General features: G+C 50.5%; 11 protein-coding genes and 2 tRNA genes. 11 read left to right on the forward strand and 2 right to left on the reverse strand.

Features of this window, described 5'->3' with window-relative positions; genetic code table 11:
• The first annotated feature begins 406 nt into the window (after nt 1-406).
• A complete protein-coding gene (gene sigG / locus KTH89_RS13770) occupies nt 407-1,189 on the forward strand; it encodes an RNA polymerase sporulation sigma factor SigG (RefSeq protein ID WP_158344534.1) in 783 nt (260 codons plus the stop codon).
• 54 nt (nt 1,190-1,243) lie between these two features.
• Here the strand turns inward: sigG and KTH89_RS13775 are convergent, their stop codons facing one another.
• Nucleotides 1,244-1,810 carry a hydrolase gene (locus tag KTH89_RS13775; protein ID WP_158344532.1) on the reverse strand — a complete coding sequence of 189 codons (567 nt, stop codon included), beginning with the start codon at nt 1,808-1,810 and terminating at the stop codon, nt 1,244-1,246.
• Between the two features lie 352 nt (nt 1,811-2,162).
• Here KTH89_RS13775 and KTH89_RS13780 point away from each other — a divergent pair, with 352 nt between their 5' ends.
• The 3 genes from KTH89_RS13780 (at nt 2,163) to KTH89_RS13790 (ending at nt 3,344) form a co-directional block, all read left to right on the forward strand.
• On the forward strand, nt 2,163-3,017 hold the full coding sequence (locus KTH89_RS13780) for a VOC family protein (RefSeq protein WP_238722095.1): 855 nt from the start codon (nt 2,163-2,165) through the stop codon (nt 3,015-3,017).
• A 156-nt stretch (nt 3,018-3,173) separates the two neighbouring features.
• Nucleotides 3,174-3,246, forward strand: a tRNA-Val gene (locus KTH89_RS13785).
• A 24-nt stretch (nt 3,247-3,270) separates the two neighbouring features.
• A tRNA-Met gene (locus KTH89_RS13790) sits at nt 3,271-3,344 on the forward strand.
• 108 nt (nt 3,345-3,452) lie between these two features.
• On the opposite strand, the gene KTH89_RS13795 is transcribed toward KTH89_RS13790, so the two are convergent.
• Nucleotides 3,453-6,077, reverse strand: coding sequence for a hybrid sensor histidine kinase/response regulator (locus KTH89_RS13795; protein ID WP_238722096.1), 2,625 nt, complete (start codon nt 6,075-6,077; stop codon nt 3,453-3,455).
• Nucleotides 6,078-6,317: 240 nt separating this feature from the next.
• Here KTH89_RS13795 and KTH89_RS13800 point away from each other — a divergent pair, with 240 nt between their 5' ends.
• From KTH89_RS13800 to rlmB, 7 genes are all read left to right on the forward strand, one after another.
• A complete protein-coding gene (locus KTH89_RS13800; protein WP_238722143.1) occupies nt 6,318-7,766 on the forward strand; it encodes a GntR family transcriptional regulator in 1,449 nt (482 codons plus the stop codon).
• Nucleotides 7,767-7,836: 70 nt separating this feature from the next.
• Nucleotides 7,837-8,406 carry a 2-C-methyl-D-erythritol 2,4-cyclodiphosphate synthase gene (ispF, locus tag KTH89_RS13805; RefSeq protein WP_158344702.1) on the forward strand — a complete coding sequence of 190 codons (570 nt, stop codon included), beginning with the start codon at nt 7,837-7,839 and terminating at the stop codon, nt 8,404-8,406.
• Nucleotides 8,387-9,436, forward strand: a complete 1,050-nt coding sequence (locus tag KTH89_RS13810) for a GNAT family N-acetyltransferase (RefSeq protein WP_238722097.1) — start codon at nt 8,387-8,389, stop codon at nt 9,434-9,436. The genes ispF and KTH89_RS13810 overlap by 20 nt, the downstream gene beginning before the upstream one ends.
• Before the next feature lie 131 nt (nt 9,437-9,567).
• Nucleotides 9,568-10,233 carry a serine O-acetyltransferase EpsC gene (gene epsC, locus KTH89_RS13815; RefSeq protein ID WP_158344523.1) on the forward strand — a complete coding sequence of 222 codons (666 nt, stop codon included), beginning with the start codon at nt 9,568-9,570 and terminating at the stop codon, nt 10,231-10,233.
• Nucleotides 10,230-11,627 carry a cysteine--tRNA ligase gene (gene cysS, locus KTH89_RS13820; RefSeq protein WP_158344521.1) on the forward strand — a complete coding sequence of 466 codons (1,398 nt, stop codon included), beginning with the start codon at nt 10,230-10,232 and terminating at the stop codon, nt 11,625-11,627. The genes epsC and cysS overlap by 4 nt, the downstream gene beginning before the upstream one ends.
• A 71-nt stretch (nt 11,628-11,698) precedes the next feature.
• Nucleotides 11,699-12,127 (forward strand): Mini-ribonuclease 3, encoded by a 429-nt coding sequence (locus KTH89_RS13825; RefSeq protein ID WP_238722144.1) that lies wholly within the window; start codon nt 11,699-11,701, stop codon nt 12,125-12,127.
• A gap of 51 nt (nt 12,128-12,178) precedes the next feature.
• Nucleotides 12,179-12,919: a 23S rRNA (guanosine(2251)-2'-O)-methyltransferase RlmB gene (rlmB, locus tag KTH89_RS13830; RefSeq protein ID WP_238722098.1), complete on the forward strand. Its 741-nt coding sequence runs from the start codon at nt 12,179-12,181 to the stop codon at nt 12,917-12,919.
• The last annotated feature ends 2 nt before the right edge of the window (nt 12,920-12,921 follow it).

Raw genomic sequence — 12,921 nt, forward strand, 5'->3', positions numbered from 1 at the left:
CGCTTAGTGGAATCGGAAAGCCGGGTTCAGGATGCACGGCGGACTTCACGTCCGACGGGCAAGAGCCTCTGAACCGGGAACACATCACGTGTTCCTGGTTCAGAGGCTCGGTTCCTGAACCCGGCTTTTCGATTCCACTTAGCGGGTGTAAACGTAAGCCCTCCGCGCTCCCGGGGAGACACAAAGGAATCCGGCTGCCCGGAGCATCCCGGGACATTGACACGCACCCCAGCCTTAAGCAGCGGGCATACCCAAACCCGAGGAAGAACCGCAGTTTAAGGTTCCGGATGATTCTGTTTTTTTGTCAAGGGGCTTTATTTTTTATATTTTTTGTATTGTCGTATATTTCAACTTTAATGTGAGAATTCTTCTTAATAGAAAATAGTTTCAAGGAGGATTCTGGGTTATGGCTCTTAATAAGGTTGAGATCTGCGGAGTAAATACATCTAAGCTTCCACTGCTCAAGAATGACGAGAAGGAAGCTCTTTTTGCGCGTATAAAAGAGGGCGATACGGAGGCCAGGGAAACTTATATTAAGGGTAATCTGCGGTTGGTTTTAAGTGTGATAAAAAGATTTTCGAACAGCAACGAAAATGTGGATGATTTATTTCAGATCGGCTGTATCGGATTAATTAAAGCGATCGATAATTTTGATTCCACTTTGGATGTGAAGTTTTCTACTTATGCGGTACCCATGATTATCGGGGAAATCCGGAGGTATCTGCGGGACAACAATGCGATCCGGGTAAGCCGTTCCCTGAGGGATACGGCCTATAAGGCGATCTACGCGAAAGAGAATCTGATGAAAAAGAATCTAAAGGAGCCCACCGTAAACGAGATCGCAGATGAGATCGGAATCTCCAAGGAGGATATCGTCTTCGCCCTGGACGCGATTCAGAGTCCGGTGAGCCTGTATGAACCCGTGTATACGGAGGGCGGCGACGCGCTGTATGTCATGGATCAGATCAGCGATAAGAAGAATAAGGAAGAGCGCTGGATCGAGGAACTGTCTCTGAGCGAAGCGATGAAAAAGCTGGGGGAACGGGAACGATATATTATACAGCTGCGGTTCTTTGAGGGAAAAACACAGATGGAAGTGGCGGAGGAGATACACATCTCCCAGGCACAGGTCAGCAGGCTTGAGAAGAACGCGCTGCACAATATGAGAAATTATCTGATAGAGAAATGACGGCGTATGCGCACGTAAGTCCCAGGATTCCAGAGGCTTACGTGCGTTACTATTTTACTCTACAATATCCGGGATCGAACGCATGGCCAAAATCACGCGCTGGATCAGATCGTTCAGATCTAAGCCCAGCATGTCGGCCCCCTTCTGGATGATTTCCCTGGAACAGCCGGCGGCGAAGCTTGGAGTTTTGAATTTTTTCTTAACCGACTTTACTTCCAGATCCTGAACGCTCTTGGAAGGGCGCATCACGGCCACGGCGCCGATCAGGCCGGTCAGTTCGTCTACCGCGTACAGCACCTTCTCCATTTCATGTTCCGGGGCGATATCCACGGTGATGCCGTAGCCATGGCAGGCGGTTGCGTGGATGATTTCATCCGACAGCCCTCTGTCCCGCATTATCTCCTGGCTTTTGATACAATGCTGCTCAGGATAACGCTCAAAATCAAGATCATGGAGCAGGCCTGCCTGGCCCCAAAAATCGATGTCCGCTTCGTATCCCAGCTCTTTTGCGAAATACTTCATGACGCCTTCCAAAATCAGCGCATGCTTTAAATGAAAAGCCTCCTGATTATATTCGTTCAGAAGCTTCCAGGCATCCTCCCTCGTAATGTTACTGTTCATTTTACCGCTACCTTTCTTTTGAAATTTTAGCCATCCGGAAGTGGCTTGCGCAAAAACTAACAATGTATACTTTACAGTATCCCATTAATGCATGCCCTTCGGGCGGGTTCGCAGCCTTCGCTGCTCAATAATGTATAACTAAAAGAATTATAAACAAATCGGGAATAGAATACAAGAGCAGACAGTTTTGTTATTTTTTAAACGAAGCCTGCGTGGACGCTTTAAATAGGTGTAAGACGCTATAAACAGGTGTAGGACGTTTTTAACAGGATGCTTGCGTAAAAGTGCGAAACGTAGTAAATTCTATAGTAGGACAAAATTCATGAATCGTGCGGTTAAAGGAGCGGTAAGAATGAAGTTAAGTGAAAATATAACGGGGGTTGGGCATCTGGGAATTCCTACGGCGGATCTGGCCGGATCGGCGGCATGGTATGAACAGAAGCTGGGATTCCGGAAATTTTATGAAAAGACAGTCTGGAACGACGGAAAATTAAACGTAGTATTCCTCGAATTAAAGGATCTGGTGATCGAGCTTTGTGAGCAGGCGCAAGCCGGCCGGGATATGCAAATGCGCGGGGACGGTATCCTGGATCATTTCGCCATAGACGCGCCGGATTTTGAGAATTGCTGTCGGAGGGTGGAAGATCAAGGTTTGAAATATCACGCTTCTACGCCGAAAGGGGCGGTTCTATACGAAAATATCGGCCCCAAGGGTGTGCGGGGGGCTAATTATGTGGGACCCAATCAGGAAGTGATCGAGCTTTGCCACAACTGTTCCGTAAATTACGGCTATCGGACAGGGCTGCAGGGATGGTCTCATCTGGCCGTAAAAGTGAGCGATCTTCAGGCTTCCGTATCCTTCTATGAAATCCTGGGCTTTACCAAGGTGGGAGAAGGTTATCTGGACACTCCGGACGGCAGACTGTACATAGGATTCGTCGATAATCACGGTTTCCAGCTGGAACTCATCCAAATGACAGGAGCGGGGCTTCAGGAGCTTAAGAGCCGGGGAGCCGGCCATATTGACCATATAGCCCTGAATGTAAAAGACGCAAAAGAGGCTTTCTATGAGGCTAGAAAAGCAGGATGCCGTGTCTCTGATCTGGTTCTGAAAGAGCTTCCTTTCTTTGAACATGGGATTCGCTATTTCATGATTCTGGGTCCGGACGGCGAAAAAATTGAAATAAACCAGAGACTATCCTGGTGAAAAAATTCTGTTTTTATCTTCCAACGGCAGTAATAAAGCGGGTTCCGTACGCCTAAAAAAATATTTGAAAAATTTGTAAAAAAAGTATTGACTTTTAGTCGAACTCAATAGTATAATAGCAAAGCGGGTCAGCGGTAAGACAGGCCCACAGGAAATGGGATCTTAGCTCAGCTGGGAGAGCATCTGCCTTACAAGCAGAGGGTCACAGGTTCGAGCCCTGTAGGTCCCATCCTTTAAAAAATTATATTGATATGGCGGGATAGCTCAGTTGGCTAGAGCACGCGGTTCATACCCGCGGTGTCGGGGGTTCAAATCCCTTTCCCGCTACTAAAAAATCCGGATACTTTATCCGGATTTTTTGTGCGTAATTTTGTGCGTTATAAGGGAGGCGGGACTCCATTCACAGAGGCCGATCCCCATGCACAGCGGAACAGTTCATCCGCTGTGTACCTGGGACAGAATTTTGCAGAGCTGTTTGATATCAAGAGGCTTGCTGATATGGGCGTCCATCCCGGCGGCCAATACCGCAGACACGTCTTCCTGAAACGCATTGGCGGTAGTGGCGATAATCGGGATGCTCCCGGCGTCCCGCCGTCTGCAGGCGCGGATCTGTCTCGCCGCCTCACAGCCGTCCATAACCGGCATCTGGACATCCATTAGGATGGCGTCGAAATAACCGGGTTCCGTCTTTGAAAAGCGCTCTAACGCCTCCTGGCCGTTCGCTGCGCTTTCTACTTTGGCGCCGTTCATCTCAAGCAGCGTCACGGCGATTTCCATATTCAGCTCATTATCTTCAGCCAGCAATAGCCTCATGCCCTGGAGAGAGTTTCCTGTGTTCTCTTCTTTTGACCGGGACATTCCAAACGCGCCGTTGGTGACACTGACCAGGGCATTATATAGGGAAGACTGGAACAGCGGCTTCGTAATAAACGCATCGGCGCCTGCCGCCCGGGCCTCCTCTTCAATATCAGACCAGTCATAGGCCGATATGATGATGATCGGGGTGTCCCGTCCCACCTTTGCCCGAATGCGCCGGGTGGTTTCCAAACCATCAATATCAGGCATCTTCCAATCAATAAAGCAGACATCAAAGGCATGCCCTTCCTCCTGGGCTGCGGCCACCTTCTCAACCGCCTCGATACCATTTAGTACCCACTCCGCCTGGATTTTCAGTCTTTCCAGCAGCAGGGTCGTATGCTCACAGATGTCCTGTTCGTCATCTGCTACCAGAACCTTAAGCGATTCCAGGACACCCTCGTGATAGGGCTGCAGATCAACATCGCTGTGTTCAAACGGAAGCTCCACTGTGAATGTGGTTCCTTCGTCGGGTTTGCTCTTGACATCAATGAATCCGCCCATCAGGGATACCAGGTTTTGGGTGATGGACATGCCAAGCCCTGTTCCGCCATATTTTTGTGAGATCGATGCGTCCGCTTGTTCAAACGGCGTATAGAGACGCTCAAGGGCATCCTCATTCATCCCGATCCCGGTGTCCGAAACGACAAACCGGATCCAGCTATTATTACCGCGGGGCGGTAAATGAAAGACTTCCAGTCGCACCGTTCCGCCCCGCGGTGTAAACTTAATCGCGTTGGAGGTCAGATTTAAAAGGATTTGGTTCAGACGGAGGGAATCGCCCAGATAAGTGGTATGCTCCGAAAACCCGATCGATTTTTCGGAGAAGTTCAATCCTTTGCTGCTGGCCTGGGGATATACCACGGAAACAAAATTATTGAGAAACTGATATAATTCAAAGGGTTCCTTGTTAAGCTTTACCCGGTTACTGTCAATTCGGGACATGTCCAAAACATCGTTGATCAGCATAAGCAGATGCTTGGAGGAATAGCCTATCTTATCCAGACAGTCTTCCACCCGGCTCCGGTTATTGATCGAGGCGGCCGCGATGGTCACCATTCCGATAATTGCGTTCATCGGTGTCCGGATTTCATGGCTCATGCGGGACAGAAAATCTCTTTTGGCGTTATTGGCGTTTTGGGCGCTGACCAGCGCATCCTGCAGGGCCTGGGCGGACCGGCGCTCCTCCGTGCAGTCGGTCATCGTAAGAATGTATTTCGTGTCTGTGTTTTCCGTTATGCGGTAGGAATGCAGCTGCAGCCACCGAGGTTCCGGGTACTGGGGATGCTGATATTCGATCATGGTATCCAGAGAGGTTTTGGCATCGGAGTACAGCTCGTTATGTATCTGTTCCGCAGTTGCGGCGTTCATATGCTGATAGATCAGAAGCCGGTCCTCTTTTAGACTGCCGGCGGGTAATCCCAATACCCGTTCGGCGCTGCCGGACACAAAATCACAGCGCCCCGGATCATTTCCAAAAATAAGGAAGGCTTCATCCACGGTATCGGATAGGAGTTCGAATTGACGGTTTTTTTCATAAAGCCGCAGGCTCATCTTCCGGATCGCGTACTGGAAAAAGAATAAGCCTAACGTCACAGCAATGAGGATAATAATAGACCATACCAGAGAGGATTTACCCAAGTGATCTGCAGATGTGAATATATTTTGCTGGGTATTTCGAACATAGGATAAAATATGCTGCGCGTTTTGTTCTAATTTCTCATACAGGTGGTAAAGCTGTTCTTCTTCATAGGCTGCGATTACATCGGTTGTGGAGCTGGGAAGCGCCGCGAATGCGAGAAGATCTTCCTGTGCGTTGCGGATTTCGTGAAAAGACAACCGCAGCGCGTCCATATCATCATCCGGACCCAAATACAGATCGTCGATTTCGTCCAGCAGCGCTTCCATGCTGACATAGATTTCGTCCAGCGCTTCCTTCACCTTCGCCACGTCTTCGGGCTGGTTATAAGATTGCAGCCGCTCTGCCCGCAGTCTCATCAGCGCCAGATTGGTCTTGACGTCGCTGATATCTCCGTTTACGGTAAACGGGTGTTCCGCGATTAATTTTACCTGCGAGGTCAATTTACTGGTGCTGAAAATGGTTACGAGCAAAAAAAGTGAGAGCAAAATGAGAAGCGAAACCATGCCGATCCAGGTGGTTTTTTTGATCATTGCGTCTTCCTGTGTGACGTTTAATTTTTTCATAAATGTTTCCGTCCTTATAGTCTTATGTTGAAATTCAGTGAGGTCCCGCACATGCATCTATTGCCCTGTAAAAACGTCACGCCTGCATAGTCGCTCACATACCACATTTAAATTGAGTATAGCAAAGGAACTTGAAAATAGCAACGACTTGGTGGAATTTGTAGAAATCTGAAGTAGGAAATGTTATAATTTTTTTCTACCATCCTAATTTAGAGAGGAGAGTTCAATTTGGGCGGCGAGATGGAATTGAAACAGGCTGTTTATACATCGTTGCTTACTCAGATTCAATTTGGCTTATATAAATATGGAGAAAGTCTTCCTGGAATGGAAGAGATATGCAGACAGACCCACATATCGGTGGATACGGTGAAAGCGGCATATCACCGCCTGCGCCAGGAAGGATATATCTCACTGTCTCAAAGAAGCGGGGCAAAAGTAGCAGTCAGGTACAGTCCCGAAGAAAGGAACCGGCTGATTCAGGATTTTTTTGCACAGAGGAAAACTGCGCTGATTGATTTGAGCCGGTCTATCTGGCCGCTGTTCGGCTGGGCCGGATGGCTGTCGCTTAAGCATACGCCGCCGGACGTGATCGGTCAGCTCGCTCATATGGATATACAGTCGCCGAATGCCATGTATCAGTATCTGGAACAAAAGTTTGACGCATTGGGAAATGGACTTTTAAGCCGGCTGATCCGGCAGATTTACCTGTTCTTCCAAGGCCCCTTTTATAGTGTTAAGGAAAATGAGGAGGAGCTTCAAAGAGGCATGTATTGGCTTAAAGAAGTGACTTCCAAAAGCCGAAGCGGGGAATGGGACGCGTTGGCAAGCGTTTTAAAAACTGCCCAGGACGAACTGGCTCAGTCTGTCGCTCAATTCTACGATAAGAGAATTACCGGTGCGCAGACAAAAGAAGAGACGGTATTTGGCTGGAGCGTATATAAGAAATCCTCCCAGCTTCGCTATTCCCTCGCGATCGAAATCCTGACCGGTATCAGCCGCGGCGTTTATCCGGAAGGAAGCTATCTGCCGCCGGCTGAGAAGCTTTCCAGGGAAAAAGGCGTATCTGTCAGTACGATCCGCCGGACGGTCTCCCTGCTAAACAGTATCGGAGCGGTGAAATCATCCAGGACCCTTGGCGCGCGCGTGCTTTCCCCGTTGCAGAGCACCAGGAACTGCGACTTTACGCATCCGGATATTCAGGTCCGGCTTCTGGAGGTGGCGGAAAGCCTGCAGATATACGCGCTGTCCTCCAGGGCAGTATCAAAAATCACGCTGGACTCGGTGGACAAAGGTTCGCTCCTGCAGTGGAAACAGCGCCTGTCCGGTTTACAGAACAGCCGGCGTTATGAGATGACCACCTATTATTCACTGGAGCTGATCGCCAGGTTTGCTCCTTACCGGACCATCAGAGTCATTTATTCGGAGCTTTTAAAACTTCTCTTTTGGGGCAATCCGCTTCGGGGATTGCGGGGAGATACCGAAAAAATGAACCAGTATTTTGAGCCCGCCTTCCGGACTATGGTCAGGGCGCTGGAAGAACAGGATTTTGCCTCCTTTTCCGCCGTCCTGGAGGAATTATTGCTCTATGAACTGCGCATTATGGAAGAACAGCTGAGACAGCTGGGAATCATGGAGTCAGACGCCATTCTGCTCCCCGGCGAAAGTGAGGTCTGGGAGTGTGGAAGATAAGATTATACTGTGATAAAATACATATTGTATGGAAAAAACAGGATACTAGTGAACAGAAAGGGTGATTATCATGAGAGTTGGTCTGGGTTATGATGTTCATAAATTAGTTGAGGGAAGAGATTTGATTCTGGGCGGAGTTTCGGTTCCGTTTGAGAAAGGGCTGCTGGGCCATTCGGATGCCGATGTGGTGGTACACGCGATCATGGACGCCCTGCTGGGGGCCGCCGCCTTGGGAGATATCGGAAAGCATTTCCCGGACACAGATCCGGCTTATAAAGGGGCTTCCAGCATCGCGCTGCTAAAAAAGGTAGGCCGGCTGCTGGAGCAGGAATGTTATGTGATTGAAAATATAGACGCCACGATCATCGCGCAGCGGCCGAAACTCAGGCCCTATATAGAAGAGATGGAGAAAAATGTGGCCGCGGCCCTGATGCTTGCAAAAGACCAGGTGAATATTAAAGCTACCACAGAGGAAGGACTTGGTTTTACCGGCACGGGTCAGGGGATATCCGCGCAGGCTATATGCAGCCTGACTACCCCGGCGAATATGGCGGGTTCGGATCCGATGGCCCAGCGGTCCTGCGAAGGCTGCGGCGGATGCGCCAGGAGGAGTGAAAAGGATGCGGACCAGATATCTTGATCAAAAAGAAAAAGAAGCCACCAGAACGCTGTATGAAAGCGCTTTCCCATCCGACGGGAAAGGATTTGTAGATTATTATTATCAGGAAAAGATGCGGGACAACCGGGTTCTGATCCTGGAGGAGGAAGGAACGGTCCGCTCCATGCTGCATTTAAACCCGTATACGGTGTCGGTGAGGGGACAGCGTTACCCGTCGGAATACATCGTGGCGGTGGCGACGGATGCGGCTTACCGGCACCGGGGATATATGCGCCGCCTGCTGGAACGCGCCCTTTTGGATATGAATCGGGAAGGAAAGCCCTTTGTCTATCTGATGCCCGCGGCCGAGGCGATCTACCTGCCGTTTGGATTCCGGACGGTTTCATCCCAGATCAGTTGCGAGCCTGTGAAGAACGGGGAAAGCGCGGTATGCTCACGGCCTGCTGGGGCGGATGATGCGGCCCGGCTGGCTGCATTTGATGAGAAATACCTGCAGCCCAGCTATGATATTGTGACGGTACGGGATGCCGCCTATTACCGAAGGCTCCTTGCCGAGCAGCAAAGTGAGGGAGGCTGTATCCGGGTCTTTGAGCGGGATAGCGAGTTCGTGGGACACGTCCTCTGTGACCGGGAAGAAGGGGAGGACGGCCGCAAATGTAAGGAGACATACCGGGATCCGGTGCTTATGCCGGATTGTGGGGGGATTCTAAGAGCGGTTGAAAAGGAAACTCCTCCGCTTATTATGATCCGTATTGCCAGCCTGGAACGGATGGCGGAACCGGTCACATCGGACGAACCGGTGGAGCTGGTTATAGAAGTGGACGATCCGATCGTGCCCGATAACGCGGGGATTTTCCGGTGGAGCCTGAATTCCGGCGGAAGCGTAGTGCGGGCTTGCAAGGAGCAGCCGGAGTGGAAGGTTAAGATCGACGAATTGGGAGAATTCCTGTTCGGGGTGAAGACGGCGCAGGAGTGGAGATCGGAACCGGTATTTCGCAAACTGCAGGCCATCCGGCCGTTTCGCAGCGTATCGATACAGGAGATTGTTTAGCGGGTAATGATTCCTTGTTTTAAGGTTATTGACAAAACCAGGGTTATTACATACACTATATAAGATAAGGCTTTCACGCGGATTCCCTGTTTTTCGGAACTCTTGACAGCAAACAGAAAAGGTTGAAGGAAATGGGTATTATACGGTATATTAAAGAAGAAATAGAAGTAATCAGGGAGCGGGACCCTGCCATCAAGAGCGGTGTGGAAGTCCTGCTGTATCCCAGTTTTAAGGTAATCCTGCACTATCGGCTGGCGCACAAGCTGTATCTGTCGGGCCATTATTTTCTGGCCAGATGGATCTCCCAGAGAGCGGCCAGGAAGACCGGGATCGAGATCCACCCCGGAGCCACGATTGGAAAAGGATTTTTTATCGACCACGGGAGCGGCGTGATCATCGGAGAGACCGCGATCGTCGGGGATAATGTTACCTTATATCAGGGCGTCACGCTTGGCGGTACGGGAAAAGAGCGGGGCAAACGGCATCCGACATTGAAGGATAACGTCATGGTAAGCGCCGGTGCGAAGATTCTGGGTTCCTTTACGATCGGGGAAAATTCCAAGATCGGAGCCGGAAGCGTGGTGTTGGAAGAAGTGCCTCCCAACTGTACGGTTGTGGGTGTGCCCGGGCGTATCGTAAAACAGGATAATATAAAAATACCGAGAAGCGACATGGACCAGATCCATCTGCCGGACCCGGTGCTAAACGATCTGTCGCAGCTGCGGAAAGAAAATATGGAACTGCGGGAGCGTCTGTCCCGTCTGGAAGAAAAGCTGGATAAAGGAGAGGAACAATGAAGTTATACAATACACTGACCAGAAAAAAAGAGGAATTCATACCGCTGGAGCCGGGGAAGGTAAAAATGTATGTCTGCGGCCCCACCGTATATAATCTGATTCATATCGGCAACGCAAGGCCCATGATATTCTTCGACACGGTGCGCCGTTACATGGAGTATAAAGGATATGATGTGAATTATGTATCGAATTTTACCGATGTGGACGACAAGATCATCAACAAAGCCATTGAAGAAGGCGTTTCGGCCAATGAGATCGCAGAGCGGTATATAGAGGAATGTAAAAAGGATATGGCCGGTATGAATGTGAAGCCGGCTACGATCCATCCGCTGGCGACCCAGGAGATCTGCGGTATGCTGGATATGATCAGCACGCTGATCGAGAAGGGATATGCCTACGATGTGGACGGCACGGTATATTACCGGACCAGAAAATTCAAGGACTACGGAAAACTGTCCAAGAAAAATATCGATGATCTGGAAGCGGGAGCCAGAATCGCCGTGGCGGAGCAGAAAGAGGATCCCATGGATTTCGTGCTCTGGAAACCGAAAAAGGACGGAGAGCCTTACTGGGAATCCCCCTGGAGTGAAGGGCGTCCCGGCTGGCATATCGAGTGCTCCGTCATGTCCAAAAAATATCTGGGTGATGAGATCGACATCCACGGCGGCGGCGAGGACCTGATCTTCCCCCATCACGAGAATGAGATCGCCCAGAGCGAGGCGGCCAGCGGAAAATCTTTTGCGAAATACTGGATGCACAATGCATTTTTAAATATTGACAATAAAAAAATGAGTAAGTCCCTGGGCAATTTCTTCACCGTCCGGGATATCAGTGAAAAGTACGATCTTCAGGTGCTTCGTTTCTTCATGCTGAGCGCACATTACAGAAGCCCGTTAAATTTCAGCGCGGATCTGATGGAAGCGGCTAAAAACGGCCTGGACCGGATCGTAACCGCGGCTGAGAATCTGAAACATCTGGTAAAAGCGGCCGGACCGGGAACCATGAGCGAAGAGGAAGAAAAGCTGATTGCGGAAGCGGACTCTTTTATTCAAAAATTCGAGGAGGCCATGGATGACGATTTCAACACGGCGGATGCGGTATCCGCGCTGTTCGAGCTGGTGAAGTTTGCCAACACGCACGCCGGTGCGGGACGCTCCGCAGAATTCCTGCAGAACCTGCTGGATAAAGTGGTGAAGCTCAGCGATATCCTGGGCCTGATCGTACTGAAAAAAGAGGAGATTCTGGATGAGGATATAGAAGCGCTGATCCGGGAGCGCCAGGATGCCAGAAAGTCGAAGAATTTCGCGCGTGCGGATGAAATCCGGGATCAGCTGGCCGACATGGGAATCCTGCTGGAAGATACCCGGGAAGGTGTAAAGTGGAAAAGAGCGTAAATGTGGAAAAAAGTGTTAGCGCGGAAGTAAGTAAAGATATAGAAAAAGGAAATGCGGATCTGATCGCCTATATGAAGGAAGCTTTCCGCCTGCCCGCTGTGGAGGCGGAGGGATATTCCCCGTTGGCCCTGGCTTATATAGGGGATGGAGTCTATGAGCTGATTATCCGTACCATACTGGTGGATCAGGGGAATACGAAGGCGGGCAAGCTGCATAAGCGGGCCAGCACCCTGGTAAAGGCATCGGCCCAGTCCGCCATGATGGAAGTGTTAAAGCCTGTTCTGACGGATCGGGAAATGGCTGTCTATAAGCGGGGACGCAACGCCAAATCGCCTACGATGGCAAAAAATGCCACGGTGGCCGATTACCGCAGAGCGACGGGATTTGAGGCGCTGGTCGGCTGGCTGTATCTGGACGGGCAATATAAGCGTATGATAGACCTGGTAAAGATAGGGCTGAAAGAGGGGATTTTTAAGAAGGAAAAAGAGTGCGATAAATAAGCGGCCAAACAAGAGCGTACGCAGAGTTACGCCAGAAGGAGTTACGAATAGATGCGTTATGAAGAATTTACAATAGAAGGAAGAAATGCCGTATTGGAGGCTTTCCGTTCAGGCAAGACCATTGACCGGCTGTTCGTGCAGGACGGATGCCGGGACGGGGCGGTTTCCACGATTACCCGGGAAGCCAGAAAGCATGACACGATGATCCAGTTCGTCACCAGGGAGCGGTTAAATCAGATGTCGGAGACCGGTAAGCATCAGGGGGTGATCGCCTACGCGGCGGCCTATGAATACGCCGATATCGATGACATGTTCCGGTTGGCCGAGGAGAAGGGCGAACCGCCGTTTTTGATCCTGCTGGACAATATCGAGGACCCCCACAATCTGGGCGCAATCATAAGGACAGCGAATCTGGCCGGGGCGCACGGTGTAATCATACCAAAGAGACGGGCCGTGGGTCTGACGGCTACTGTGGCGAAGACCTCCGCCGGGGCGCTGAACTATACGCCGGTAGCCAAGGTTACGAATCTGGGCGCCACGATCGAGGAACTAAAAGCCCGTGGCATGTGGTTTGTGTGCGCGGACATGGACGGAGAGCTTATGTACCGGCTGAACCTGACCGGGCCGATCGGCCTGGTGATCGGGAGCGAAGGGGAAGGCGTCGGCCGTCTGGTGAAAGAAAAATGTGATCTGACCGCCTCTATTCCGATGAAGGGAGAAATCGACTCCCTGAACGCATCGGTAGCTGCGGGAATTCTGGCGTATGAGATCGTCAGACAACGGTTGGGGTAGAA

Origin of the sequence: Diplocloster agilis, from assembly GCF_019042275.1 — a bacterium.
In the GTDB taxonomy this organism is placed as follows: domain Bacteria; phylum Bacillota; class Clostridia; order Lachnospirales; family Lachnospiraceae; genus Diplocloster; species Diplocloster agilis.